Annotated in this window: 28 protein-coding genes; 9 read left to right on the top strand and 19 right to left on the bottom strand. The window is 69.6% G+C overall.

Annotated features, from left to right (window positions below; translation table 11 throughout):
• Nucleotides 1–5: 5 nt before the first annotated feature.
• The 3 genes from HQQ88_RS08335 to HQQ88_RS08325 all read right to left on the bottom strand — a co-directional run bounded on the left by HQQ88_RS08335 (nt 6) and on the right by HQQ88_RS08325 (nt 2,782).
• Nucleotides 6–377, bottom strand: coding sequence for a VOC family protein (locus tag HQQ88_RS08335; protein WP_173169187.1), 372 nt, complete (start codon nt 375–377; stop codon nt 6–8).
• Between the two features lie 107 nt (nt 378–484).
• Nucleotides 485–1,192 (bottom strand): YafY family protein, encoded by a 708-nt coding sequence (locus HQQ88_RS08330; RefSeq protein WP_173169186.1) that lies wholly within the window; start codon nt 1,190–1,192, stop codon nt 485–487.
• A 108-nt stretch (nt 1,193–1,300) separates the two neighbouring features.
• Nucleotides 1,301–2,782 (bottom strand): mannitol dehydrogenase family protein, encoded by a 1,482-nt coding sequence (locus tag HQQ88_RS08325; protein WP_173169436.1) that lies wholly within the window; start codon nt 2,780–2,782, stop codon nt 1,301–1,303.
• 196 nt (nt 2,783–2,978) lie between these two features.
• Between HQQ88_RS08325 and HQQ88_RS08320 the strand changes: the two genes are divergently transcribed.
• From HQQ88_RS08320 to HQQ88_RS08290, 7 genes are all read left to right on the top strand, one after another.
• The gene (locus tag HQQ88_RS08320) at nt 2,979–3,617 is read left to right on the top strand and encodes a TetR/AcrR family transcriptional regulator (protein WP_165901448.1); all 639 of its coding nucleotides are present in this window, start codon (nt 2,979–2,981) and stop codon (nt 3,615–3,617) included.
• A gap of 75 nt (nt 3,618–3,692) precedes the next feature.
• Nucleotides 3,693–6,404 carry an MMPL family transporter gene (locus HQQ88_RS08315; RefSeq protein WP_173169185.1) on the top strand — a complete coding sequence of 904 codons (2,712 nt, stop codon included), beginning with the start codon at nt 3,693–3,695 and terminating at the stop codon, nt 6,402–6,404.
• 287 nt (nt 6,405–6,691) lie between these two features.
• The gene (locus tag HQQ88_RS08310; RefSeq protein ID WP_173169184.1) at nt 6,692–7,132 is read left to right on the top strand and encodes a MarR family transcriptional regulator; all 441 of its coding nucleotides are present in this window, start codon (nt 6,692–6,694) and stop codon (nt 7,130–7,132) included.
• Between the two features lie 51 nt (nt 7,133–7,183).
• Nucleotides 7,184–7,396, top strand: coding sequence for a hypothetical protein (locus HQQ88_RS08305; protein WP_173169183.1), 213 nt, complete (start codon nt 7,184–7,186; stop codon nt 7,394–7,396).
• A 41-nt stretch (nt 7,397–7,437) separates the two neighbouring features.
• Nucleotides 7,438–8,526, top strand: a complete 1,089-nt coding sequence (locus HQQ88_RS08300; RefSeq protein WP_173169182.1) for an alkene reductase — start codon at nt 7,438–7,440, stop codon at nt 8,524–8,526.
• Nucleotides 8,527–8,767: 241 nt separating this feature from the next.
• Nucleotides 8,768–10,894: an acyltransferase family protein gene (locus HQQ88_RS20130; protein WP_173169181.1), complete on the top strand. Its 2,127-nt coding sequence runs from the start codon at nt 8,768–8,770 to the stop codon at nt 10,892–10,894.
• A gap of 224 nt (nt 10,895–11,118) precedes the next feature.
• Nucleotides 11,119–11,442 carry a DUF4190 domain-containing protein gene (locus tag HQQ88_RS08290; RefSeq protein ID WP_173169180.1) on the top strand — a complete coding sequence of 108 codons (324 nt, stop codon included), beginning with the start codon at nt 11,119–11,121 and terminating at the stop codon, nt 11,440–11,442.
• Nucleotides 11,443–11,489: 47 nt separating this feature from the next.
• Here HQQ88_RS08290 and HQQ88_RS08285 read toward each other — a convergent pair whose 3' ends face one another.
• Complete coding sequence (locus HQQ88_RS08285) at nt 11,490–11,864, bottom strand: HIT family protein (protein ID WP_173169179.1); 375 nt, start codon at nt 11,862–11,864, stop codon at nt 11,490–11,492.
• A gap of 36 nt (nt 11,865–11,900) precedes the next feature.
• Here HQQ88_RS08285 and HQQ88_RS08280 point away from each other — a divergent pair, with 36 nt between their 5' ends.
• Nucleotides 11,901–12,062: a hypothetical protein gene (locus HQQ88_RS08280; protein WP_173169178.1), complete on the top strand. Its 162-nt coding sequence runs from the start codon at nt 11,901–11,903 to the stop codon at nt 12,060–12,062.
• Between the two features lie 169 nt (nt 12,063–12,231).
• Nucleotides 12,232–13,143 carry a tyrosine-type recombinase/integrase gene (locus HQQ88_RS08275; RefSeq protein WP_216834417.1) on the top strand — a complete coding sequence of 304 codons (912 nt, stop codon included), beginning with the start codon at nt 12,232–12,234 and terminating at the stop codon, nt 13,141–13,143.
• Between the two features lie 64 nt (nt 13,144–13,207).
• Here the strand turns inward: HQQ88_RS08275 and HQQ88_RS08270 are convergent, their stop codons facing one another.
• From HQQ88_RS08270 to HQQ88_RS08200, 15 genes are all read right to left on the bottom strand, one after another.
• Nucleotides 13,208–13,831: a hypothetical protein gene (locus HQQ88_RS08270; protein ID WP_173169177.1), complete on the bottom strand. Its 624-nt coding sequence runs from the start codon at nt 13,829–13,831 to the stop codon at nt 13,208–13,210.
• Between the two features lie 53 nt (nt 13,832–13,884).
• On the bottom strand, nt 13,885–14,058 hold the full coding sequence (locus HQQ88_RS08265; RefSeq protein WP_173169176.1) for a hypothetical protein: 174 nt from the start codon (nt 14,056–14,058) through the stop codon (nt 13,885–13,887).
• Nucleotides 14,049–14,504 carry a hypothetical protein gene (locus tag HQQ88_RS08260; RefSeq protein WP_173169175.1) on the bottom strand — a complete coding sequence of 152 codons (456 nt, stop codon included), beginning with the start codon at nt 14,502–14,504 and terminating at the stop codon, nt 14,049–14,051. The genes HQQ88_RS08265 and HQQ88_RS08260 overlap by 10 nt, the downstream gene beginning before the upstream one ends.
• Nucleotides 14,501–15,358, bottom strand: a complete 858-nt coding sequence (locus HQQ88_RS08255) for an N-acetylmuramoyl-L-alanine amidase (RefSeq protein ID WP_173169174.1) — start codon at nt 15,356–15,358, stop codon at nt 14,501–14,503. Before HQQ88_RS08255 ends, HQQ88_RS08260 begins: the two co-directional genes overlap by 4 nt.
• Before the next feature lie 38 nt (nt 15,359–15,396).
• Nucleotides 15,397–15,834 (bottom strand): hypothetical protein, encoded by a 438-nt coding sequence (locus HQQ88_RS08250; protein WP_173169173.1) that lies wholly within the window; start codon nt 15,832–15,834, stop codon nt 15,397–15,399.
• Complete coding sequence (locus HQQ88_RS08245; protein WP_173169172.1) at nt 15,831–18,146, bottom strand: hypothetical protein; 2,316 nt, start codon at nt 18,144–18,146, stop codon at nt 15,831–15,833. The genes HQQ88_RS08250 and HQQ88_RS08245 overlap by 4 nt, the downstream gene beginning before the upstream one ends.
• Nucleotides 18,143–20,347 (bottom strand): hypothetical protein, encoded by a 2,205-nt coding sequence (locus HQQ88_RS08240; RefSeq protein WP_173169171.1) that lies wholly within the window; start codon nt 20,345–20,347, stop codon nt 18,143–18,145. Before HQQ88_RS08240 ends, HQQ88_RS08245 begins: the two co-directional genes overlap by 4 nt.
• Nucleotides 20,348–20,454: 107 nt before the next feature.
• Nucleotides 20,455–20,757 carry a hypothetical protein gene (locus HQQ88_RS08235; RefSeq protein ID WP_173169170.1) on the bottom strand — a complete coding sequence of 101 codons (303 nt, stop codon included), beginning with the start codon at nt 20,755–20,757 and terminating at the stop codon, nt 20,455–20,457.
• A gap of 14 nt (nt 20,758–20,771) precedes the next feature.
• Nucleotides 20,772–21,170 (bottom strand): HK97 gp10 family phage protein, encoded by a 399-nt coding sequence (locus HQQ88_RS08230; protein WP_173169169.1) that lies wholly within the window; start codon nt 21,168–21,170, stop codon nt 20,772–20,774.
• Nucleotides 21,171–21,173: 3 nt separating this feature from the next.
• Nucleotides 21,174–21,620 carry a hypothetical protein gene (locus tag HQQ88_RS08225; RefSeq protein ID WP_173169168.1) on the bottom strand — a complete coding sequence of 149 codons (447 nt, stop codon included), beginning with the start codon at nt 21,618–21,620 and terminating at the stop codon, nt 21,174–21,176.
• Nucleotides 21,621–21,630: 10 nt separating this feature from the next.
• Nucleotides 21,631–22,020, bottom strand: a complete 390-nt coding sequence (locus HQQ88_RS08220; RefSeq protein WP_173169167.1) for a hypothetical protein — start codon at nt 22,018–22,020, stop codon at nt 21,631–21,633.
• Entirely contained in the window at nt 22,017–22,358 is a 342-nt protein-coding gene (locus HQQ88_RS08215) for a hypothetical protein (RefSeq protein WP_173169166.1), read from the bottom strand. Before HQQ88_RS08215 ends, HQQ88_RS08220 begins: the two co-directional genes overlap by 4 nt.
• Nucleotides 22,355–23,944, bottom strand: a complete 1,590-nt coding sequence (locus HQQ88_RS08210) for an HK97 family phage prohead protease (protein ID WP_173169165.1) — start codon at nt 23,942–23,944, stop codon at nt 22,355–22,357. The genes HQQ88_RS08215 and HQQ88_RS08210 overlap by 4 nt, the downstream gene beginning before the upstream one ends.
• Nucleotides 23,937–24,221 (bottom strand): hypothetical protein, encoded by a 285-nt coding sequence (locus HQQ88_RS08205; RefSeq protein WP_173169164.1) that lies wholly within the window; start codon nt 24,219–24,221, stop codon nt 23,937–23,939. Before HQQ88_RS08205 ends, HQQ88_RS08210 begins: the two co-directional genes overlap by 8 nt.
• The gene (locus tag HQQ88_RS08200) at nt 24,214–25,398 is read right to left on the bottom strand and encodes a phage portal protein (RefSeq protein WP_173169163.1); all 1,185 of its coding nucleotides are present in this window, start codon (nt 25,396–25,398) and stop codon (nt 24,214–24,216) included. The genes HQQ88_RS08205 and HQQ88_RS08200 overlap by 8 nt, the downstream gene beginning before the upstream one ends.
• Nucleotides 25,399–25,459: the final 61 nt, after the last annotated feature.

Here is a 25,459-nt window from a genome sequence, read left to right as displayed (position 1 = left end):
CATGGTCAAGCGGGACGGCTGAAGAGGTTCACGAGGTTGCCGTCCGGGTCACGGAACAGCGCCGACCGGTTTCCCCAGGGCATCGTCGTCGGCGGCAGCACCACGTCGTCGAGGGCACCACGCAACCCCGCGAACGCAGCGTCGACGTCGTCCACCACGAACTCGAGGAACACCCCGCCGTTCGTGCGGGGCTCGGGCGCGGCCGGTCCGAGCATCGCCACGGTCACCGGGGTCGCGAGGGCGAGCACGACGCCGCCGGTCACGATCTCGGCGAAGACGGGTGCGGGCCGCCGCGCCTCGGACCCGGTGACGCGTTCGTAGAACCGCACCATCCCGTCGAGGTCGTCGGTGATGATCCGGACGGATGCGAACTGCATGGGAAGCCCTCCTGGCCGGCCACCGTGACCGGACTCGTCGAGCATGCGCGACCACCGCGACACCGTCCTGTCGGTGTTTCGGCGAACCACAAGGCGGATCTGGCGGTTCAGTCCCCGAGCAGGTCCCCGAGCACGGGGCGCAGGACACCGTGCGGGATGTCGAGTTCGTCGAGGTGGACCACTCGGGGCGGAGCCTGTTCGTCGGTCTCCTCGACCGCCAGCACCCGGTCTCCGCGGAAGGCACGGACGCCGTCGCGCAACCGGCACCACGCGACCAGGTACCAGTCCTCGCCCTTCCCGATGTACCCGAGCGGTTCGACGACCCGATCGGTCTCCGCGCCCGCTGCGTCGCGGTACCGCATCCGGACGACGCGCCCGCCCGTCAGCGCACCGGCGAGCGCCGTGGGAGCCGGCGTGCGCTCCCCCGACTCCAGCAGGTGCACGCGGCTCGCGAGTCGCACTGCCCGTCGGGCGTCGTCCTCGGCGAGCACCGCGGTGACCTTGCGGGCAGCGCTGCGAGCCGCGTCGCGGAACGGGCTGGAGCCGAGCGTGCCGAGGCCGATCGCCACCGCGAGCGCTTCGTCGACGGTCAGCCCGAGCGGCGGGAGCGTCGCACGGGCGTCGATCGTGTACCCGCCGGTGCGCCCCGGCTCGGCCCAGATCGGCACCCCGGCTCGCTGCAGGGACAGCAGGTCCCGCTCGACCGTGCGCACACTGACCCCGAACCGCTCGGCGAGTCGGCGCGCGCTCCGCAGCGCGGGCGCCGCGGCGCGGAGCTCCTCGACGAGCGCGTACAGGCGGTCGGTCCGGTTCACGACGCGACCATAGCCCGTGACGCGACCGGGCACCGGACGGGAGGCGCGGCGCCAGCTGGCACCGGGCCTCCCGTCCGCCGTCCGGTCACGCGCAGGGCGCGACTCGCGTCAGGAACGCGACAAGCGTTCGACCGTGGCGTGGGCGCCGTCGGCGATGAGCCCGTCGAGGGCGTCGCGGTACGCCGCGACGAACCGGTCGTCGTCGATCAGGTCGCCGAAGACCTGCCGGTTCGCGATGAAGGCGAGCCGGTCGTCGCGCTGGGTGAGTGCGATGCGGTGCAGCGGTTCGGCCAGGCGGTCGACGATCTGGATCGGCTCACCGGACTCGTCCGTGCCCTCGTCGTAGCGCGCCCACGACGCGACGATGCCGGCGGACAGCGTGACGGGCCGGCCGGCGGCGAGGTTGTCGCGGACCACCGGCAGCAGCCACTTCGGGATCCGGTCGCTCGACTCGGCACAGAGCCGGGCCAGGGTGTCGCGGACCTCGGGGTTCTGGAAGCGCTCGATGAGGGTGGACTTGTAGTCCTCGAGGTCGATGCCGGGCACGGGGTGCAGGGTCGGCGAGCCCTCTTCGTCCATGTAGCGGCGCAGGAACGTGGCGATCGCGGGGTCCTGCGTGGCCTCGTGCGCGTAGCGGTACCCGGACAGGTACCCGAAGTAGCACAGGCCCTGGTGCGAGGCGTTGAGCAACCGGAGCTTCATCAGCTCGTACGGCTCGACGTCCTCGACGATCTGCACGTCGGCGTCCTGGTACGGCGGACGTCCGGCGGGGTGGTCGTCCTCGAGCACCCACTGGAAGAACGGTTCGGCGACGACGGGCCAGGCGTCCTCGATGCCGAGCTCGTCGCGGACCCAGGCGCGGTCCTCGTCGGCGGTGACCGGGGTGATGCGGTCGACCATCGAGTTCGGGAACGACACGTGCTCGTCCATCCAGTCGGCGAACGCCGGGTCCTGCAGGCGTGCGTAGGCGGTGAACATGTCGCGGGCGACGTGGCCGTTGCCCTGGATGTTGTCGCAGGACATCACGGTGAACGGCTGCTCGCCGCGGTCACGCCGTCGACGCAGGGCTTCGACGACCAGACCGAACACGGTGCGAGGCGGTCCGTCGCCGCGCAGGTCGGCCGCGACGCCGGGCTCGTCCGCGACGAACTCGCCGGTGACGTGGTCGAAGTTGTAGCCACCCTCGGTGATGGTCAGGCTGACGATCCTGGTGTCCGGGTGCGCCATCTTCTCGACGACGGCGTCCGGGTCGTCGACGGCGAGCAGGTAGTCGACGATGCTGCCGACGACGCGGGACTCGCGGGTGCCGTCGGGGTGTTTGAGGACGAGCGTGTAGAGCCCGCCCTGCTCCGCCATGGCCGTGGCCATCCGGCGGTCCTGCTCGAGGACACCGACGCCGCAGATGCCGTACTCGCGCGCCTCGCCCTGCTGGAGCAGCCGGTCGATCACCATCGCCTGGTGCGCGCGGTGGAAGCCGCCGACGCCGAAGTGCACGATGCCGGCGGTGATCCCGCTGCGGTCGTAGGTCGGGACGGCGACACCGCTCGCGGCGATCTCGTCGAGGGTCTCCGGGGACAGGCGGACGGGCATCGGGTACTCCTTCGTACGGCGGTCGTTCTGGCGGTCGTTCTGGCGGTCGCGCCGCCGGTCGCACCGGCGGTCGTGCTGGGTGCAGTCAACCATGCGCACATCTGTTCAGAACCGAGTTTCCACCGCGGGGTACGAACCTGAAGATGTACTCCTGGTCGTTGCACCGAGTGCATCGATGCACCTAGTGTTCTCATTCGTGACCCTCACGACCGACCGCCGCGCCGCCCTCAAGGCGAAGCACCGTGCGGCGATCCTGCAGGCCGCACGCGACCTGGTCGACGAACGCGGCGGCCGCGAGTTCAGCGTCGACGACCTGGCAGCACGGGCCGACATCGCGCGGCGGACGGTGTTCAACCACTTCGCCTCGCTCGACGAGGTCCTGCTGGCCGTGTGCGAGCAGGAGCTGTCCGTGATCATCGACCGGTTCCTCGCCGACATGGCACGCACCCCGGTCGGCGACGGCAGCCGGGCCTCGATGTTCGACGAGCTCGAGTCCGCCGCACGCGGAGCCGACCTGGCAGCCGCGATCTCGAGCATGTACCGGATCCTCGGCGACCCGGGCAAGGACGACCCGAAGGCCGCGGTCCTCACCCAGACGGCGTTCTCGCGGGTCACCGAACGACTCCGCGACGAGGTCGCACGCCGCTACCCGGCAGCGGACCCCCTCGACGCAGCCCTGCTCGTCGAGTCGCTCATGAGCGGCATCGTCGTGATCGCGGAACACTGGCTGGCCACCTCCGGCCCCGCGATCGACGAGCAGTCCGTCGCCGACTGGGACGCCCTGCTGGCACGACTCGTGCACAGCGTCCGCAGCGGCTACATGCCCACCGACTGACACTTCCCTCCCCAGGGGTCCACCGGCGCACCCCGCTCCACACAGCACCTGCAACGAAAGGAACGGGGCAACCGCATGGCCGGTCTCCTCTACCGTCTCGGACGGTTCTCCGCACGACGCCACTGGCTCGTGATCATCACCTGGGTGGTGATCATGGCCGTCGCCGGCGTCACCTACAGCCTGTTCTCGGGCACGATCTCATCGGCGATCTCGATCCCGAACACCAAGACCAGTCAGGTGCAGGACGAGCTCGCCGACAAGTTCCCGTCGGCGAACGGCGGCAACGGCACGATCGTCTTCGAGACGAAGAACGGCGGGGCGTTCACCGACGCGCAGAAGTCGGAGGTCGCGGACTTCCTGACCAGGGTCGAGAAGCTCGACGGCGTCAAGGGCGCGACGAGCGGCTTCGACACCCAGGACCAGCTCGATGAGCAGCGTCAGAAGATCGTCGACGGCCGCAAGGAGATCACCGACGGCCGCGCGAAGCTCGAGACCGGCCAGGACCAGCTCGACGCCCAGAAGGCGCAGCTGACCTCCGGCAAGCAGCAGATCGAGGACGCCCAGGCGCAGCTCGACGCCCAGAAGGCCCAGGGCGAGGCCGCCGGCGCAGCGCTCCCCGCAGCGCAGGCGCAGGCCGCAGCGGCGCAGCTCCAGCAGGCGCAGGCCCAGATCGACGCCCAGCAGGCGCAGATCGACGCCGGTGAGCAGCAGATCGCCGACGCGCAGAAGACGATCGACGCCAACACGAAGAAGCTCGACGACAGCGCCGACGAGCTGGAGCAGGGCTCGAAGCTCCTCGACCTGTCGAAGGACGTCCGCTTCGTGTCGTCGAACGGCAGCGCCGCCATCGGCACGGTCCAGTTCACGAAGTCGACCTACGAGGTCCCCGCCGACACGAAGACCGCCATCGCGGACGACGCCGACTCGGCCGACATCAGCGGCGTGAACGTCTACGTGTCGAACGACATCGCGCAGGGCGTGCCGTCGATCCTCGGCCCGGGCGAGATCGTCGGCGTGATCATCGCCGCGCTCGTGCTCTTCCTGATGCTCCGCACCGTCATCGGTGCGGCGATCCCGCTCGTCAGCGCCGTGCTCGGTGTCGGCGTGGCGTCCCTTGCCTCCCTGTCGTTCTCCGGCCTGGTCGAGTTCATCTCGGTCACGCCGGTGCTGGGGGTGATGTTGGGCCTGGCGGTCGGCATCGACTACTCGCTCTTCATCCTGAACCGACACCGCACCCAGCTGAAGCAGGGCATGCAGGTGCACGAGTCCATCGGCCTCGCGAACGGTACCTCGGGCAACGCCGTGGTGTTCGCCGGTACGACCGTCATCGTCGCGCTGCTCGCGCTGAACATCACCGGCATCCCGTTCCTCGGGCTCATGGGCACGGTCGGTGCGGTCGCGGTGTTCTTCGCGATCCTCATCGCCACCTCGTTCACCCCGGCGCTGCTGTCCCTGATCGGGATGCGGATCCTGCGGAAGAAGGAGCGCGCGAAGATCGGCAACACCGGCTCGACCCGGGTGCCGAACAAGCCGATGAAGACCTGGCGCGCGATCGTCACGCTCGTCGCCGGTGTCGCCGTGCTCGGTGTCATCGCGCTCCCCGCGACGCAGATGCGCCTCGGCCTTCCGACCGGTGCGTCCGAGTCCGTCGACTCGAGCCAGTACAAGGCGTACAAGGCCCTCGACGAGGAGTTCGGTGCCGGCCAGAACGGCCCGCTGCTCGTCGTCGCGACCCTGCCGGAGTCGATCAGCAAGTCCGACGTCACCGCGACCGAGGTCACCATCGGCGAGGCCCTGGCGAAGAACGACGACGTCAAGGCCGTCCTGCCGATCGGCACCTCGTCGGACCGCGACATCATCGCGTTCCAGGTGAAGCCCGGCGGCGGTCCCGACAGCATCTCCACCGAGAACCTGGTCAAGGACCTGCGCGAGCAGACCGTCACGACCGACGACGGTACGGTCACGCTCGGAGTCGCGGGCAACGCGTCCGCCAACATCGACGTGTCCGAGAAGCTGTCGAACGTCCTGCCGCTCTACCTCGTGGTGGTCGTCGGCCTGTCGCTCATCATCCTGATCATCGTGTTCCGGTCCTTCCTGGTCCCGATCACGGCGACGGCGGGCTTCATCCTGTCCGTGATGGCGTCCTTCGGTGGCCTGACCGCGATCTACCAGTGGGGCTGGCTCGGCTCCGTGTTCGGCGTGCACGACCCGGCTCCGATCCTGAGCTTCCTGCCCATCATCGAGATCGGCATCCTGTTCGGTCTGGCGATGGACTACCAGCTGTTCCTGGTGTCCGGCATGCGTGAGGCCTACGCCCACGGCGCCTCGGCGAAGGTCGCGGTCCAGCGCGGGCTGCACGCCGGTCGCGCGGTGGTCACGGCAGCGGCAATCATCATGATCTCGGTGTTCGCGGGCTTCATCTTCTCGGACTCCTCCACCATCAAGCCGATCGGCTTCGGGCTGGCGTTCGGTGTGCTCATCGACGCGTTCGTCGTCCGCATGCTGCTGATCCCGGCCGCGATGCACCTGCTCGGCCAGAGCGCCTGGTGGTTCCCGAAGTGGCTCGACCGGATCGTGCCGGACGTCGACGTCGAGGGCGCGAAGCTCGAGCGGTCGCACCCGGTCGCCGGTCAGCCCGGTCAGCCCGGCCAGCCCGGCCAGCCCGGTCAGCCCGGTCAGCCGGGCCAGCCCGGTCACGAGGAGACCCACACGGGGTCGCACGCCCTTCCCGTGGCGCCGGACGCCAACGCGCACGAGTCGGGGCACCCGCCCGCGCACCGCGCGTAGTCGACGCACCCAGCCTGGAGGCCCGGGGCCGGTCCACGAGACCGGCCCCGGGCCTCCCGTGCGTGCGCCCACCCCGCGCGGCCGACGCCGACCCGCGACCCAGATCGACATCCTCGATGTCGTACGACACCGAGGATGTCGCCAGCCCGCGCCTGCAACTGTTGCGGCCGCGCCGGTGCGACAAGATCGATGTCGTACGACGTCGAACTTGTCGCACCGACCCACACCGACCCGCACCACTCGCCGCGCCCCCGGAACACTTCGTGGGCGAACGGTATCGTGGGCGCATGACCTCCGCACCCGACCCGCTCGCGCTCGACCGGCAGCTCTGCTTCGCCCTCGCGGCCACGAGCCGGAGCGTCATCGGGCTGTACCGCGACCTGCTCGAGCCGATGGGCCTGACGCATCCGCAGTACCTCGTGATGCTCGCACTCTGGGAGCAGGATACGCGGTCGGTGCGCGAGATCGCCGGCGAACTGCGGCTCGACTCGGCCACCCTCAGCCCATTACTCAAGCGACTCGAGGCCTCCGGCTACGTCCGCCGGACCCGCAGCGCCGCCGACGAACGGCAGCTCGAGGTCTCGCTCACCACGGCCGGGCGGGCCCTGCGCGACCGTGCACGAGCGGTCCCCCTGGCGGTCGCGGACCGGCTCGGGTGGCCACTGGAACGCCTCGAAGCGCTCAAGGACGACCTGACGGAACTGTTGGAGCGGGTCGACCAGGTGTGATCCGGGGCCGATGGTGCCATAATGGTTCGTGCACGAACGAAAGGACGCACCGTGGGGCGCTTCGGCAAGTGGTACGAACGGTGGAACACGACGCTCATCAACAAGATGGGACCGTCGCAGATCGGCGCCGGACACCCCGAGGGGGTCGACGACCGGTCAGTGGACCGCGGCTGCCCGATCTGCGGCAAGCCCCTCTCCCTGCACCAGGTGATCCGCCCCGAGGGCCAGGTCCGTTCGTCGACCCTGGTCTGCCCGCGCGACTGACGGCGGGAATTGCACCGAGCAACACGACGTTCCACTCCCTCGTGAAGCTCTTCGAACCCACCTCCTTCGGCGCCCTGCGCCTGTCGAACCGCGTCGTCATGGCCCCGCTCACGCGCACCCGCGCCGGTGAGCACGGCATCCCGAACGACCTGCTCGTCGAGCACTACCGTCAGCGTGCGGGCCTCGGCATGATCATCACCGAGGGCACCTGGCCCGTGCAGGAAGGCCGCTCCTACCCCGGGCAGCCCGGCATCGAGACCGACGAGCAGATCGCCGGCTGGCGCCGCGTCGCCGACGCCGTGCACGCCGAGGGCGGCACCATCGTGATGCAGCTCATGCACGGTGGCCGCGTCTCGCACCCCGACATCTCGCAGACGCCGCGCATCGTCGCCCCGAGCGCCATCGCCGCTCCCGGTCAGACCCACACCGCGACCGGCAAGGCCGACATGCCCGTCCCCCACGAGCTGACCACCTCCGAGGTGCAGGACGCCGTGCAGGGCTTCGCGCAGGCTGCCCGCAACGCCATCGCCGCCGGACTCGACGGCGTCGAGGTCCACGGCGCCAACGGCTACCTGGTGCACGAGTTCATGTCCCCGGTGTCGAACACCCGCACCGACCAGTACGGCGGCTCCCCCGAGAACCGCGCCCGCTTCGCGATCGAGGTCACGACCGCCGTCGCCGAGGCCGTCGGCGCAGACCGCACCGGCATCCGCCTGTCGCCCGAGCACGGCATCCAGGGCGTCATCGAGGACGACGCGGCCGACGTCCGCGCGACCTACACCGCGATCGCCGAGGGCCTCGCGCCGCTCGGACTCGCTTTCATCGACGTGCTGCACGCCGAGCCGACCGGCGACCTGGTGCAGCACGTCCGCCGCACCGCGGGCGCACCGTTCGTGGTCAACTCCGGCTTCTCGTCACTGACCACCCGCGACGAGGCCATCGCACTCGTCGACGCCGACCATGCCGACGCCGTCGCCGCCGGCCGCCCGGCCATCGCGAACCCGGACCTCGCGCACCGCTGGGAGCAGGACGCGGAGCTCAACGAGCCCCGCCCCGAGCTCTTCTACGGCGCGACCGCCGAGGGCTACACAGACTACCCGTCGCTGGCCGAGGTGCGCGCGACCGTCTGACGCTGCGCGCGGATCCACGACACGCGGCGCGCTGCGCGTCGAGGTTCCACGACACCCCGCGTGCGTTCCGTCGAGGTTCCGATCAGGACGGCGCGTGCCCGCGAGGTTCCGAGATCTCGGAACCCCACGGGGTGGGGGCCAGCGAACGACGGACGGGAGGCCCGTGGCGAGACCGCCACGGGCCTCCCGTCTTCTCGCGTGCCGTCCCAGGGCGTGACGCGCTTCTCGTAGGATCGTCGCAGTGAACACTGCAACGCCGGGCGAGCGGGGCCCCGCGCACCGCGCGCGCGACACGACGCGGTGGGACATCCAGGGTCTCCGCGCGTTCGCGGTGCTGGCCGTCGTCGTGTACCACCTGTGGCCGCACGCCCTGCGGGGCGGGTTCGTCGGGGTCGACGTCTTCTTCGTGATCTCCGGGTTCCTCATCACCGGACTCCTGTTGCGCGAACAGGTCGCCACCGGCACGATCCACCTCGGCCGGTTCTGGTCCCGCCGGGCCAAACGCCTGCTGCCGGCCGCGTTCCTCACCATCACCACCACCGGCGCAGCGGTGCTCGTCGCCGTGCCGAGCGCACTGTGGGGGCAGTACGGCCGCGAGCTCATCGCGTCGACGGTCTACCTGCAGAACTGGGAGCTGGCGGCGAACTCGGTCGACTACCTGGCCTCGGCGGACGACCCCTCACCGTTCCAGCACTTCTGGTCGCTGTCGGTCGAGGAGCAGTTCTACATCGTCCTGCCGCTCCTGCTGTTCGGGTTGGCCGTCGCCGTGCGCGGGCGCCTCTCGACGCTGACCACCGCACGCCTGCTGCTCGGCGCGGTCGTCGTGCTGTCCCTGGTGTGGAGCATCGTGCAGACCAGCACGAACCCCGGCGTCGCGTACTTCTCCACCGGCACCCGCGCGTGGGAGTTCGCACTGGGCGGCCTCGCCGCGACCGTGCACCTGCCCGAGGTCCGCACCGAGGTCGCCCGGCGGGTGCGCATGATCCTGACGAGCATCGGCGCCGTGGCCCTCGTCCTGTCCTTGTTCGTCATCGGGGCGGAGACGCCGTTCCCCGGGATCGCCGCGCTGCTCCCCGTCGCCGGTGCGACCCTCGTGGTGCTGTTCGGCGGACGCACCGTGTTCGAGTCGATCGGCGCGCTCGGACCGGTCGCGTTCACCGGACGGATCTCGTACGCGCTGTACCTCTGGCACTGGCCGCTCGTCGTGATCCTGCCGATCATGCTCGGAGGCCCGCTGGACTGGGCGACCAGCACCTCGGTGCTCCTGGTGTCGGTCGGACTGGCAGCCGTCACGACCATCTGGTTCGAGGAACCCGTCCGCTTCTCGACCTGGCTGCGCGACCTGCGGCCCCGCGGGGTCGTCGCGCTCGGCGTCATCTGCACCTTCACGGTCGTCACGCTCGGCGCCTCGACCCTGACCGCCGTCTACGTGCAGGAGGTCCACGCCGAAGGCGCCACCCAGCAGCTCACGAAGCGGCTCGCGACCGAACGGGCACAGGACGACGAGTCCTGCATCGGAGCAGCCGCACGGATCAGCTCAGCCGACCCCTGCGTCGACCCGGCCCTCGCCGACACACGGATCCCGGCCCCCGCCGCGGCCGAGGACGACGACGCGAACCGCCCCGAGTGCTGGAACGGCACCTTCCGCACCTGCGTGCTCGGCAAGGCGACCGGCTGGTCGAAGCACCTGATCGTCATCGGCGACTCGCACAGCAACGCCCTGCTCGGCGCCTACGAGAAGATCGCCGACGACAACGGGTGGCGCATCGACATGGCCGGCATCGGCGGCTGCTACCTCACCACGGCGCAGCAGAACTCGGTGAACGCCGGCGCGCTGCGCGGCTGCAACGCGTGGAAGCACGCGGCCATCGACTACGTCCGCGCCCACCGCGACGCCGACGCCCTGGTCGTCACCCACTCCGCCACGCAGATGCCCGTCAGCCTGCCGGCCGGAGCCTCACGCGACATCGCCACCCGCAACGGCCTCGTCGACGCCTGGGAGCAGGCCGCCGGCGACGAACTCCCCGTCATCGCGATCCGCGACAACCCGGTCCCCCGGCCCGACGTCATCGCCTGCGTGAGCAAGATGTCCGGGCCGACGAACACGTCGTGCGACCGGCCCCGCTCCGAGGCGCTCGCCCAGACCGACTCGTCGATCGAGGCCGTGCGGGCGTTCAAGGCCGCCGGAGGACGAGCCGGGGTGATCGACCTGACCGACTACTACTGCACCGAGACGACCTGCCCCGCGGTGATCGGCGGCGTGCTGGTCTACCGGGACACCACGCACATCACGGCGACGTGGGCGACGTCGTTGGAGCCGTACCTCGAGCGCGGGTTGCAGAAGCAGCTCACGGCGCTCGGGCGCTGAGCGCGTGCGCTTCGTGAGCGCGTGCGCCTCGTGAGCGCGTGCGCTTCGTGAGCACAAATGGTCGAGTCCCGTCGATGAACCCGACCATTTCTGCTCACGAAGTCGCCCGACCGGGCAGCTGGACCCCGAATGCGGGCCTCCGCTCCGGGCGCCGTCGCTCTACTCTTGAGCGGACCTCGTACGCCCGCAGCTCGCCACGTGCGCCGACTGAACGGAAGACACCCGTGACCGACCTCGCCCCCGAGCGTTCCGCGCCGGCCGCCCCCGCCCCGGCCGCCTCCGCCTCGAGCACGGACGGGACGCCCGGACTCGCGCCGCTGAGCCTGCTCGCCGTCGTGGCGATCGCGCTCGCCTTCGTCGCCCCGATCGGCGGCGTCGTCGTCGGGTTCATCGCGCGGCACGAGGTCCGACGGACCGGCGAGCGTGGAGACGGACTGGCGTTCGCGGCCATCCTGATCGGCGCGACGCTCACCCTGTTCGGCGTGCTCGTCCCGGGAGCCCTCGCGCTGTCCGGCGTCATCGACTCGACGATCCACCTCTGGGGCTGACTCGTCGCCCAGTCGTTCCACTGGCCACTGGCCACTGGCCACCGCGCTCAGGAGTGGCCGCGCCCGACGACGGCGTGCCGCACCCCGCCAGCCGGCGCCGGGACATCGCCGTCGAAGCGCGGGATGACGTGCAGGTGGGCGTGGAAGACGGTCTGGCCAGCGGCCGATCCGTCGTTGAACCCGACGTTGTAGCCGTCGGGGTGGTGCTGCTCGTCGAGCCGGGCCTTCAGCACCGCCACCATCCGGGTCATCGCGGCGAGCTCTCCCTCGGTGGCATCGAACCAGCTGGTGATCCGACGCTTCGGGATGACGAGCGTGTGACCAGGTGACACCGGATGTGCATCGAGGATCGCGAAGACGAACTCGTCGTCCGCGACCCACTGCGCTCGTGGTACCTGTTCGAACACGGACGTCGTCGTCATGTTCCCCATCCAACCTCGCCGTGCTTCACTCGGACCATGACCACGACCACCGTCCTCGCCTCCTGTGCCGTCGGGAACGTCGACTGCCACGACGACACCGCGTCGATCGACCTGCTCCCCCTGCTCGTCGTCGTCGGGCTCGTCGTCGTGGCGCTGGTCGTGCTGGGGATCGCGCTGCTCGGGCGTCAGCGTCGGTGAAACACGACTCGCGCACGGACCACCAACGACGAAGGGCCCCGGCGGAATCCGCCGGGGCCCTTCATCTGTTCGGTGTCATGCCGTTCAACCGGCACTGTGCGCTCGAAGGGACTCGAACCCCCAACCTTCTGGTCTGTAGCCTCTGAGCTCGTCCAGGCAGCGTAGCGACATGCCACGCCGGGTTACGAATCGGCAACACTCGTCGGATACAACGATGTACGCTCACGCGCGTAGTTCCGGTCTGGAACGATCGATGCACGTAATGCGACTCGTACCCGAAACCTGGTCCCTTGCCATCGCCGGATTCCTGGCGGCACAGCTCGCCGCCGGCCTCCCGACGTCCACGATCTACACCCGCCGTCAGCACCTGGAGCACCTTGCTCGGCGCATCGGCACGGGAACGCCGTGGGAGGTCACCGGGTCGCAACTCGTGACGTGGGCGGGCATGCAGCCGTGGGCGCGCGAGACTCGTCGTGGTCGCCGGTCCACTTTCCGGGCATTCTGGAGCTGGGCGGTCCTCTCCGAGCTCACGAGCACCAACCCGGCCCTCACCCTCCCCAGGGTCAAGCCGTCTCCCCCGATGCCGCACCCGTGCCCGGACGACGTGTTCGAGGCCGCGTACCGGCGCGCTGACGATCGGGAGCGGCTGATGATGCGGCTGGCGGCTGAGTGCGGGATGCGGAGAGCCGAGATTGCTCGCTGTCACACCGATGACCTGTTCCGAGCTCCTGGCGGCTGGAGCCTGACGGTGCACGGCAAGGGCGACAAGCCACGCAACATACCGCTCGCGCCAGGGCTCGCCGCGGTGCTCCGCTCGGAGCCGTGGGGCTTCCTGTTCCCGGGCGACGAGGACGGCCACCTGAGCCCTCGGTGGGTCGGCAAGCTCGTCAACCGGCTCCTCACCGGCGACTGGACGATCCACTCGCTGCGGCATCGGTTCGCGGCGAGAGCCCACCGGGTCAACCGGGACCTCGCGACGGTGCAGGACCTCCTCGGGCACGCGTCGCCTGCCACGACTCGCATCTACGTCCCGGTGGACGACAGCGAGCTCCGCCGCACGATCGAGGCGATAGCATACTGAGCCGGACGGGACACCGAACGACCGTCACCGCAAACGCCGCGCGCTGCGCGGCGTTTGCTGTTTATCAGACCTGGTCAGCTTCTCGGTCGGACAGCCGTTCGGCTGGCCGGTAATAGCGGTGATCGAAGTGCGATTCGACGGCCAGACCCGGACCAAACTGGTAGCTCACGACCCACTGTGTAGGGCCGGTTGATCCCGCATATCGCACGGAGACTCGATCGATGTGGTCTGCCCCAGGGATGAAACCAGGCAACTCGACGTTATGGATTGGCCCGCGCTGCCCGAAAGACAAACCGCTGTAAGACAGCTTCATCCCGTCCAGCGGCTCGAGCGCTCTGGTCTCCTCAATACCTTTGTGGGTGAGAGTCAGGATGAGCGTTTCGGCGCGATGCGTGGAGACGTTCTCGATGAGCAAGTGCCGCCGGCCTTCGTATTCCTGGAGGAGTAGATCCAGCTTTGGTCGCGCGGCGTAGCTGAGGGCACGGGTCGCCTCACGCGCCGCCATGGACGACTCTCTCGCTGCCTGGTTACTGGCCAAGGCAGATAGAAGCGCCGCGATCGTCGCGAAGGCTGTAGCGAGTGACGCAACAACCGTCAGCCGGTCCTTGTCGAACGGCAGGAAGTAGGCCGCGATGAGGACCGCCCCCACGATCAGCAGTACCGTGATGGTTCCTCGCCTTGATCCCACTCGCGAATCGTAACCGAGATCCCATCCGACTCGCAGCGGCTTCCGTGGCGGCCTCAACTCGCCGGCGGAACGCGGAGGCGGGCGACGTAGGACAGGCCGGCGGTGAGGACGCTCTTGACGACGGCGGTGCCGGCGGCGACCCACGCTGCTGTTGAGAGCACATCGTCGCCGGACCAGTGCTGGACGACGGCGTAGCCGGCTGCTGCGCCGGCGATTGCTACGTCCACGGCGAGACCTTGGGCGAGGGTGCGGAGGGAGCGCTGGCGGGCGTCTGCGGTGTCAGCGGCGAGGTGCTTGGACATGTGTTCTCCTGGTGCTGGGCGAGCGCGTCGAGGCGTTCACGGTTGGTGTCGGTGCGGCGGTAGAGGGTGCCAACGTCGCGACGGACGGCGCGGACCTCGGAGCGGACACCGCCGATGTCTCGGCGGACCTCCTGGAGCCCGTCGAGCACCCGGCCGAAGTTGACGACGGTCTCGCCGTGGCGCTGGTCGCCCTCGACGCGGAGGTTGGTGCTGTGGTGGTTCTCGACCTGGTAGCGGGCCGCGGCGGCGTCCCTGGCCGAGCTGGTGGCCGCTGCGGCGGCGCGCTTGCTGTGCGTGTTCGATCGGGTGACGATCGCGACCGTCACGGCGCTGATGGCCGTGACGATCGCGACGAGTACGGCGTCGCTCACGTGACCGGCGAGGTCCAGGCCGCGCGCCAGGTGTTGACGCCCACGAGCCCGTCCGGGGTCAGGCCCTTCTCGCGCTGGAACGCGAGGGCGTTGGCGCGGGTCTCGTCGCCGTAGAGGCCGTCCGCGCCGGAGCGGGGGAACGTCCACCCGCGGTGCATCATCTGACGCTGCCAGCGCCGGAGGTCCTCGCGGTGGCTGTAGTAGCCGGAGACCGAGCGGATGGGGCCGCTCTTGGGGCCGAAGTAGCTGCCGGCCGACAGGGGGAACGCCGGCGCGGAGCTCGCCGCCGGCTTGGCCGCGGGCTTGGCTGCCGGCTTGGGCGCCGGGGCCGGCTTGGCCCCCGCGACGAGCTCGGTGGCGCGCTTAACGATCGCGCCAACGTCGAGCCCGCCGGGGCAGGCGGTCGCGTAGGACGCGCCCCACCGGGTGTAGAGCTCCTTGTGGCCGACAACGTGGTCACGGTCGAGCTTGACGCCGTAGCGGCGGTGGAAGTCAGCGAGGAGCTGCGCGACGGTCTCGTGCGACTGGGCGGAGACAGGCCACGAGCCGCCGTTGCTCTCGTTCTGAATCTCGAATGTGATGGCGCGGCGGTCGAACGCAGCGCCCTTGCCGCCGTCGCTCGGGCTGCCGGAGGTCCACGCGCGCCACTCCTCGGGCACGACGCCGACGATCCGGCGGTCCTTGACGACGTAGTTGGCCGACACTCGCCGGCTGCCGCTGGTCATCATCTGGAGCACCTGGTCGGTGTTCGTTGTCGCCGAGTGGTGGAGGATCACCATGTCGATGGTGTGGTTCTCGCGGCCGGACTTCTGGGAGGTCTCGACGGTCTCGGTGGTGAGCGGGCTGTAGGTCACGAGGGCGGTCCTTTCGGAAGGGGCTGAGGGGGGCGTGGTCAGTCGTTGGGGTAGCTGACGCTGCCGAAGTAGACGGCGTTGGCGGACGTGCCGGAGATACCCACGTCCATGCGGTTGGACGAGATCACGACATTCGCGGTGTAGCCGTTGAACAGGGCGACCGTGCCGCGGTAGTACTGCTTTGACTGGCCGATGACGGGCAGGTCGTTGGTGACTCGCGTGTAGCCGGCGGCGAACTGCTCGGTGCTGTTGGTCTTCGCGACCGCGCCGCGCCACTGCACCTGATTGCGGCGCACGCGGAACCCCCAACCGCTCTGTGCCACATGGCCGGCGGTGAGCTCGGGGGTGATCCATCCGCTGTCGTCGGCGAGGGCTGCCTGGGTTGCGACGGCGAGGTCCTTGAACCACTGTTCGAGCGGTGCGAAATCGTCGCCGTCCTCGGGGTACGGGAGGCTGTCGGGGGTTGTGAGCTTCATGGCGTCTCCTGGGGGTCGAATGGCATTGCGTCTACGTCGCCGAAGGTTTTGGTGGCGAGTGCGCGGTTGACCTCTGCGAATGTTGTGGCGTCGAACACGGCGTTCACGTCGCCGAATCGAGGTCCGACGCGGGGCTCGTGCACGGTGACGGTGACCATCCAGCGGGTCGGGCTGACTGCGTGTTCGATCGTGAGCACGCGGGCGCGTTGGCGGATGGTCTCGTAGTCCACCGCGATGGTTCGGCCGAGCTCCAGGGCGTCCAGGAGCTCGGGGTTGGACTGAGCGTTGAAGGTGAACGATCGGACGCTGTAGGCCGGCAGGCGGAGAGAGTCGGTCACCTCGCGGGCACGGAGCTCGGCGTCGGCCTGGTGGGGGCTGCCGAGGTAGAGGCAGGTGTCCAGCTCGCCGGCGCGCGCTCCCCATTCCGCGATGGATTCCTCATCGGTGTAGGTCTGCGAGGAGTCTGCGGCGTCGCCGGTAGCGGGGTCGTAGCCGTGCTGATTGAGCTTCAAGCTGTTGACGACGTTGCGGGTGTCGTACGAGAGCCCGACATCGGTATAGGACACGTCGCCGGCGGCGGTATCGGAGAACCTTGCCACGGGGTCCACGTCCTCGTCCTGCTGCCGGAACACGACGTTGCCGCGCTTGGTGACGCTCCAACGAGCGCCGACGCTGTTGCAGGCGAGGTCGAAGTGATTGAGCAGAGTGGACTCGTAGGCAACGTCCTGGAGGACGTAGCTGCTCTGAGCTCCAACGCGGAAAACGCGGGTGTCCTTGATTGCGACGGCGAGTCGCGATGTGGGCGCAGTCAGCCGAGCGGTGCCGCGCTGGAGGACGACGAGTTTGCCGGTCGGGTCGGGAGGGCTGAACCGGAGCAGAAGCGTCTGCACGCCTGCGGCGGTCGGCTTGAACGATTCCCCTCGAGTCTCACCTGATGCAGACCGCCAGACAGCGACGAATTCCAGGCCGCTGACGGCGGCGAGCTCGGGGACTTCCACCGTCAGGGACGCGACGTGACCACGGCCGACCTGCAAGGACTGGATAAAGCGCTGTTCGATTTCGAGGCCGGTCACATCCGTTGCTGCGGGTGTGTACCAATCGAGGTCGTACGCGTACACGCTGAACGCGTTGTCGTAGCCCTCCATCGACCAGCCGAGGGGCGAGGACAGGGTCGGCCACTCGTTGCTCCAGCCCCAGTTGGGGCGGGTCTCCTCGTGCTGGTCGTAGACCGTCACGTCGGGGAACGTCGGCGCATCGATCGGAACGCGCGAGCTCGTCGCGAGCTGCGCGATGCGGTCGGCGAATGATTGGTAGCCGGCCCCGTTGCGTGCGACGACGCCGTAGCGGTCGGTGTTGGCGAGGGACTGCACAGAGTCCACTGCCTCGACAGTGGTGTAGGTGTGCCGTTCTCCCGTGCTCTTGTCGAGCTCGACCGACTGGTAAAGGTCGCTGACGGTGCCGGTGAACTCAGGCCGGGGCGTCGGTTCGGCGACGACGCGGAGCCGCGCCACCCGGACACCGACCGAGAACCCGGTAGCGGTGCCGGTGGCGGCATCCTGGTCGAGCATGAGGCCGAGCTGCCAGTCGCTACTCGCCGGCGCAGTGAACGTCCACGACACCTCCCCGTTCCGGTCCTCCGGGGTGAATGCCGGCGACTGCGCGAGGATGGTCGGGTTCAGCGCCTCACCGGTGAACACGACGATGCGGATGACGGCAACGGTGGTGAGGGTGTTGGCGAACTCGCCGCGGACGGTGAATGGCTCACCCTGGTAGAACGTGCCGACTGGTTTGGGGTTGGTCGCTCGGTCCACCCCGACCGCCGTGTTCGGCGTGTGCGCGATGATCGTGCCTGCCCGCACCGTTAGCGCCTCGGTTCCGCCGAGGTAGAACATCTGCGTATCGCGGCTGCCGGCATAGTTGTAGGTGGAGGATCGGACCGTCGTCTCCGCTCCGCTCTTGTCGACTGCTGGCACCGCGCGCGGCGTCGCCATCGCCTTGGAGGCGTGGTAGTCCGTGCTTTCGGGGGGCTGGAGGTCCCACGCGGTGCGGGGCGCGGCTGGCGGCCGCACCACACGGATCGGACTGTTCGGTCGGAGCATGGCCACGCGGGCGAGGTTGAGCGCGCCGTAGAGCGTGGCGTCGAGCGTCCCGACGTGAGTTTTGACCGCTGCGCCGTCCTGCTGCCCGCCACGGCGCACGGCGACCTCGGTCGCGTGCTCGTGCAGGTCCACCCACTCGCCGCCGGTGGCGTCGTATGCCTGGAGGGTGAGCAGTTCCACGACGGGGCGCTCGATGACCACGCCGGCGCTCATCGGCCTCGTCCGTTCTTACGGTTCCACTCGTCGATCGCTTCCGCGATGATTCGTCCGGACTGCGCCGAGGGGGCGAGCATCTGCGCCTGCACGGTGGAGGCGAGGACGATCGTTCGCGGGGCTGCGCCGGAGAGGTCGAGGTCGCTGAATCCGAGTTGCAGGTCGCGGGTCGAGCCGAGCCCGCCCTGGATCATGTCGGTGACGCCGGCGAGCGTCTTACGGACGCCAGCGCGGCCCCCGTCGAGGCCCTTGACGAGACCGCCCATGATGAGCGAGCCGGCGCGGGTGAGGAGCTTGCGGTCGCGCTTCTCGGGACCCTTCCACGAAGGGATCTTGTCGGTGAGCTTGTTGAACCACGACTGCACGGTGTTCCACAGGGACTGGAGGCCGTCGAGGAACCCCTGAATGACGCTCTTGCCGGCCCCCCACAGGGTGCGGCCGAGGTTGCCGACGCCGCGGCTGATCGAACCAGCGAGCCCGCCGAGCCAGCGGGTGACGGTGCTGTAGCCGTTCTTGGCCCCGTTGAGCAGGCCGACGAGGATGTTTCGCCCGCCGGAAACGAGCCAGTTGATCGCGGCCGAGAAAACGGCGCGGACCTTCGCTGGGAGGCCCTTGAACCAGGCGATGATGCGGCCCCAGTTGTTGACGATCATGCCGAGCGGGCTGTAGTTCCACACGGTCTTGATCAGGTTGAGCAGGAACGTCAGGACCTTGTTGATGCCGGCCTTGCCGGCGGCGAACGCGGCGAGGATGCCGGACCAGGTGCGCTTCAGGAAAGGCAGCGCGGTGCCCTTGAACCAGTCCACGACGGCACCGATGGCCTTGCGGATCGCGCCCCACACCTTCGCGACGATGAGCCGGCCGAGCTCGGTCTGGGTGAAGAACCAAACCAGGCCGGCGACGAGCGCGGCGATAGCGGCGATGAGGAGTCCGATCGGGTTGGCCGTCATGGCGGCGTTGAGGAGCCACTGGACGGCGGCTGCGGTGCGCGTGGCTGCGCTCACGGCGAGTTGCGCGGTCTTGCTGGCGACCATGCGGGCGGTGTTGACCGTCCAAGCGGCCGCCTGACGGCCGAGGGCGGCCGTTCCGAGGGCAAGGTTTCGGGCGAGGGTTGCTGCGCCGCTGGCGAGGCTGCCGAGGCCGCTGACTGCCGTGCGGGCTGCGCCGCCGACCGTGCCGGCTTTGCCGGAGAACGCGGAGGCTGCTGCGGAGGAGCTGGTGAACCCGTCGCGGAGCCGGCCCGCAACGCCGACGACGCCGGAGATGCCGCCCTTCACGGCGGAGAATGTCGACGTCACGGTGGACCACCCCTGCATGACCAGGCCGGCGGCTTTCAGCGCGCCGGCGAGGCCGATGAGCGCGCCGACGAGACCGAGGACGAGGGTCGGGTTGTCGGTGAACCACTGGACGATCGCGGCGAACGCCGGCGAGCTCACGAACTTGTTGAGCCCGTCGAGGACCTGGGCGACGACGGGCAGGAATGCGGTGCCTAGGGTCGCGGCGGTGTTCTTGATCTTGGCGGTCGCAATCTGCTGCTTCTCGCCGACCGTGTTGGTCTGCTTCTGGAACTGGCCGGCGGCGTCGGTGGACTGCTTCGTGAGGGCGGCGAGGATGACCTGTTGCTTCTGCGCGTTGGTCCAGCTCGCGGTGTTCTTGTCGAGGCCCATTGCCTGCGCCTGCTGCTGGAGCATGGCCTGATTGAGCGAAATACCGTACTTCTCGATCGGGTCCATTTCGCCCTTCATCGCGGACGAAAGCGCATCTACGGCGTCGGCGGTGGTGCCACCGAACGTCGCGGCGAGGTCCGCTCCGAGCCCGATGAGGTCCTTGGTCTTGCCGCCGAGCTCCTGGAGGGGCGTGCCGGCGTTCTTCAGCTGGGAGCCGAGGAGCGTGGCGAACCGGTCGTACTCGGTCGCTGAGAGGCCCACGGCGTCCGCGGCGCGCTTCGAGTCCTTGACGACGCCGTTGGCGTACTTGCCGAACACGGCTTGCACGCCGCCGACCATCTGCTCCAGGTCGCTGGCCGGCTTGATCGTGGAGGCGAGGCCGGCGACGATGCCGCCGGCCGCGCCCGCCACGATGTTCCCGGCCTTGGAGAACCGGCCACCGATGCGGTCGAGCTTCTGGGCGAGCTTGTCGAGGCCCTTGTTAGCTCCACCGGTGTTCGCGAGCACCGAAATGGTGATCGTGTTGCCGGCCATGTGGTCCTACTTCCGTTTGGTTGCTTCGCGCTTGATCGCGTTGCGCTGGGCGATGGTGAGGGCGTCGTACTCGCTCGGCGAGATACCGAGGTGCACGACGAACGTCGCTAGCTCGCGGTCGCGGTCTCGCCGGAGAGCTCGGACGCGGGCGAGCTCTCCGGGGCCGTAGGGTCCTCGGCGTGCTCCTCGTCGTCGCTGACGCCGAGGAGGGCTTCGGCTTCGCCGAGCGGGAGGTTGAGCGCCTGGTCGAACGAGTAGGCGGGGACCTCGCGGCGCTTGATGACGTACGCGAGCGCGGCGAGGGCGCGGCCCTTGGGCTTCTCCTCGTCGGCGATGCTGCCGATGGACATGCGGGAGATTTCCTCCACCTTCGCGACTTCGCCGAGGGTGAGGGTTTCGAGGTCGAACATGTGAGGGGTCCTGTTCAGTCGGGTAGGCCGTTCTTGGCGAGGATCGCCATGAGGCCGCGGTCGAGTTGGTCGTAGATGTCTGCGGCTTCCTGCCGAAGCGCGTCGGTCAGGAAGGGGTGCGCGGCGATACCGTGCGCCGGCCAGCCGTAGTGCTGGACGCCGGCGTAGGGCACCCGCGCGGAGCCGGCGCGGATGACGGCTTTGGTCTTGCCCCGTCCGGCGCGGATCGAGCGGGAGACCGCGCCGGACAGGTGTGGAGCTCGCGGGCGGGCGGCGAGGACGACGGTCGTGCCGATCGCGTGCATGAGCTCGGACATGTCCTGCATGTCGGCTCCGGACTTCCGGAGCGCGCGGACGGCCTTGTTGAGACCGTCCACGCGCACCCGAACGGCGGAGCCCTCGCCGCCGGCCACGCGCTACTCGGTGGTCGGTGCGGTGGTGATGAGCTGCGGCTTGCCGTCGCACTTCCACTCGAGGTCGGTGGTGTACTCCTCGTCCTCGCCGGCGTCGCCACCGATCTCGGGCGGGACACCGATGCGGACGTTCCCGACGAACCACGGGGCATCCTCGGTCGGCGCGTCCGCGTTGCCCTTGGGTGCGTAGACGTAGGGCACGGTCTTTCCGACGTTCTCCCACGCGTAGCGCCAGAACGACGCCGGGTGGAGGGACTGGACCGCGCTGATTGCGAGGGTGTACGCCTTGCCGCCGCCCTCGCTGGCGTCCTTGAACGTGACGACGTTGCTGTCCGCGTCGTCGTTGGTGATCTTGCAGCTCGTCAGATCCATCCAGTAGTCGACCGTGTCGATCTGGAGGCTGAGGGCGTTGCCCTTCAGTCGGGGCGAGCCGCTGGCGGGGAGGGTCACGGGTGGTCTCCTAGGTGTTGTTGGTGGTGAGGAGCTGGAGCCGGCACGCGGTGTACGTGACGCCGGCGACCTCCAGCGGGTAGGGCTGGCCGACTGACTGGAGCCCGTGGTTGACGGCGACGTGCATCGCGGCCTCTACGAGCACGTCCAGCGAGCTCGCTTGCACGGCGTTCGCGGCGGTGGGCGGGAGGAGCAGGATGAGCTCGTGCCGGATCGACCACGAGCCGCGGGCGAACCCTGAGCCGGTCGCCGGCTCCAGGTAGGGGCTGCCGGGCTGCACGAGCGCGAGCGGCGGGTTGAGGCGGTCGGGGAGGTTGGGGTAGGCGCGAGCTCCGAGGGGGCGGAGCGCGGCGTCGAGCTCGGCGGCGATGCCGGTGCGGAGCTCGCCGAGCTCACTCACGCGAGACCTCGCGGGACGAACTGGTCGAGGAGCGGGTAGGTGCGCACGAGCGGATCGCGGGCGGTGAACACGGGCGCGGACTCGAACTGGCCGAACTGGGCGACCCCGCCGGGGGCCTTGCGGCGGGCGTAGAGCTCGCTGCCGACCTCCAGCACGGCCTCATCCAGAATCACGTCCGGGACCGCCGCCGCGCCCACGTAGGCGGACACGAGCGCGGCGGCGCGCTGCACGCACGACTCCACGAACGCGTCCGGGGCCTCGCCGGCCTCGCCATCCCGAACGGCGTCCGGGTTGACGTAGGCGGCGAGGTCCTGCGCGGTGACGGTCACGACGATCACGCGGTGGGGTCCGCGGCGACGACGGGGACGATCGCGTCGGGGACCTCGGCGGCGAGGGCCGCGTAGAAGTAGACCGAGAACGCGTTGGTCAGGTTGACCACGTTGCCGTCCGTGAGGGACACGAGCGGGCTGTTGTACTGCTTGATGGCGGACCGGTTGTAGAACGCCGCACCTTCGGCCTTCTGGCGGGCGTCCACCTTGACGGTGACGCCGGCGAGGTTGCCGTCGATGTTCTTGACGTTGACCTCGCCCACGGCGTTGGTGCCGGTGCCGTAGACGGTCATGAGCGGACGGCCGGCCGAGTCGTGCAGTCCGGCGAGCTCCTTGAACGTGGACTTGTCAGCGAGGAGCCCGTCGAGCGGGAGCGCCTGGTCCTCGTAGATGCCGGCGGCGTCCACGATCCCAGAGACCCACGCGAGGTAGGTGTCGGGGGCGTCCACCGTGACGGTCTTGCGCGCGGCGAGCGTGTCGGCGACGCGCTGGGCGGCGACGAGCTCGGCGAGGTAGGCGCGGAGGCCGACGTTGCGGCGCTTCGCGGCGGCGAGGGCGAGGGCGTTGAGGGTGTGGTTCAGCAGGTTCGCGCTGGAGCGCTCGACGGCCTGACGGGTCAGCGTCGAGTAGCCGCCGTAGGTGTGCACGTCGGCCGACTTGTTCTCGATCGACACCTTGCCGAACGTGAGCGGGTCGCCCTCGTTGGTCTGCTCCTCCACGGTGACCGTGTTGCTCTTGAGCTGGCCGTATTCGACCTTGTTGCCGGTCGCCGGCAGGGTGCCGGTGGAGAACAGGCCGGGCAGGATCGAGCTGTCTGCGATGATGCGGGTGAGGTCGCCGACCCACGTCGGCCGCGGGGCCGCGTCGGCGCTGGTGGCCGGCTCGTCGGCGCGCTGCTGCATGAGCTGGTCGTAAGACGCGACGGTGGCCTCGTCGCCACGCACGAGGGCGTGCAGTACCTCGCCGGCGGAACGGGTGTCCACGGCGGGCTCCTCGTCGCGCTGGAGGCCGGCGAGGCGCTGGTCGAGGCCGCGGTCGAGGTCCTGGAACTCGGTGCGGAGCGCGTCGAGGTCGGCGCGGGTGAGAACGTCGGTCATGTGGTCTGTCTCCTGGCGGGGGTTGGTGGTGGTGGACTGGTGGCGGACGTCGGTGACGGCTGCGCCGTCGTAGGCCGGCATCGGGACGACGGAGACCTCGCGGACTTCGACCTCCTCGCGGGTGACTGCGCCGGTCTCCTCGTCCACGGAGCTGCGGACGGGCCGGAACCCGACGGAGAACGAACGGATCACGCCGTCGCGGAGGAGCGTGTAGGCCTCCTCGCCGCGCGGGGTGGAGCTGATCGACGCGGTGATTTCCCACCCGGCGTCGGTGTCACGAGCGGCGGTGAGCCGGCCGATCGGCTCGTCGTGCCGCCAGTAGAGGAGCGCGTCGTCGCTGTCGCGGACCGAGCCGCGGGCAAACTGCTCGGTGTACTCGCCGGCCCAATCGCGGATCGTGACGGGCTGGTCCCACGGGACGGCGATGCCGGAGACCGTGCGGGCCTCCTGATCGACGGCGCGGACGTGGACGCTGCGGACGTGGAGCTGGTCAGGCATCCGCCGGCTCCTCGGTCGGCTCGTCAGTCGGCTCGTCGCCGGCGGCGGTCTCGTCGGGCTCGGTGACGTAGCCGTAGGCGGACGCGACGGCCTCGTTGGTCCAGAACTTCGCTTCCTGGAGCGCGGTGAGCGCCAGGGCGAGCTCGCGGCCGGCGGGGGCCATCGTCAGGACCTCCTCGGCGAACTCGCGGAACTTGCGCGAGTTGTCGGCGAGGGTCTCGACGGTCTCGGGCGCGAGCTCGCGGCGCTCGAACCGGTCCAGGATCGGGTTACTCATTGGTCGGGGTCTCCTCGTCGTCGGGCGTCGGGGCGTCGGGCGTCGAGCTCGTCGGGAGCGGGGGCCGGCCCTCGATGGCGCGCACTTCGTCTTTGGTCAGGAAGCCGGCGCGGATCGCGATTTCGTGCGCCTTGTAGCGGGTCTCGGTGTCGGCGCGGAGCACGCCGTCGAGGTTGAACCGGACGGTCTGGCCGCGGTTGGTAATCGCGGTCCACGCCTCCTCGATTTCGCGGAGGACCTTGTTGAGCGTCCAGCGCACGAACGACAGGTCCTCTTGCTGGAGGTTCGCGTAGGTGTCGCCGGACCCCTCCAGGCTGGCGAGCATGATCCGGGGCGGGATGCCGAACATGCGGGCTACCTGGAGCACGCTGAGGTTCTGCGACTCGATCCACTGCGCGTCCTTGGGCGCGAGCATGATCGGGGAGAACGACAGGCCGGCTCCGAGGACCTTGATGCCCTCGGTGTCGCGATACCACGAGTCCTTGTAGGCCTTCGCCATGTCGGCGTTGAGCTGCTGCTCGGTGGTGAGCACGCCGGGCGGCACGTCGCCGCGCTTGAACCAGTCGGTCGCGTAGTCGCGGAGGTCGATCGCGCCGGCGAGCTCGGCGCGGGCTGCCTGGATCGGGCCGAGCCCGGTGGTGTGGCCGGGGACGCGGAGGAGCTTTAGGTGCTGCACGTCGTCCAGGCCGAGCGTCTTGCCCTGGTAGCTGTAGCCGACGACGCGGGCGGTGGCGTCCTTGACGAGCGGGGTGACGAGGAGCGGGTTGATGACCTCGGCGGTGCGCACTTCGCCCTTGGCGCGGGAGCCGAACGAGCCGCCGGCGCGGTGGAGCCGCCAGTAGGCGTTGCCGGTGGTGGCGAGGCTGGTGGTGGTCTCCTCGATGAACGCCGAGCGGGACGTTGCGAGGTCGGGCTGGCGGACGATCGCCGGTTGCGGGTCCACGAGCTCCAGGCCGCGGTACACGTCCACGGTGAGCTGTGAGGCCCCGGTCGCCCAAATCTGGACGGCACGGTAGACGGCGGAGAGGCTGAGGGCGCTGTCGATGGTGACGCCGGCGGCGGCACGAGCGGCCGGCTGGACGTTCGCGGCGAACTCCTCGACATCGCTCGTGTGGTCGTTCTCGACGGCCGCGGAGCGGAGGCCGAGAGCGGCGGCGAGGGAGCGAATCAGGGGCACGAAAGAGACCCTGACGGCCGAGCTCGGTGAACCCCTAGCGGGTGCTGCGGGACCCGACCGT

The sequence above is a fragment of the Curtobacterium sp. VKM Ac-2861 genome (assembly GCF_013204965.1).
Taxonomy (GTDB): domain Bacteria; phylum Actinomycetota; class Actinomycetes; order Actinomycetales; family Microbacteriaceae; genus Curtobacterium.
Note: the sequence above shows the minus strand (reverse complement) of the source record. Positions and strands in the feature narration are given on the sequence as shown.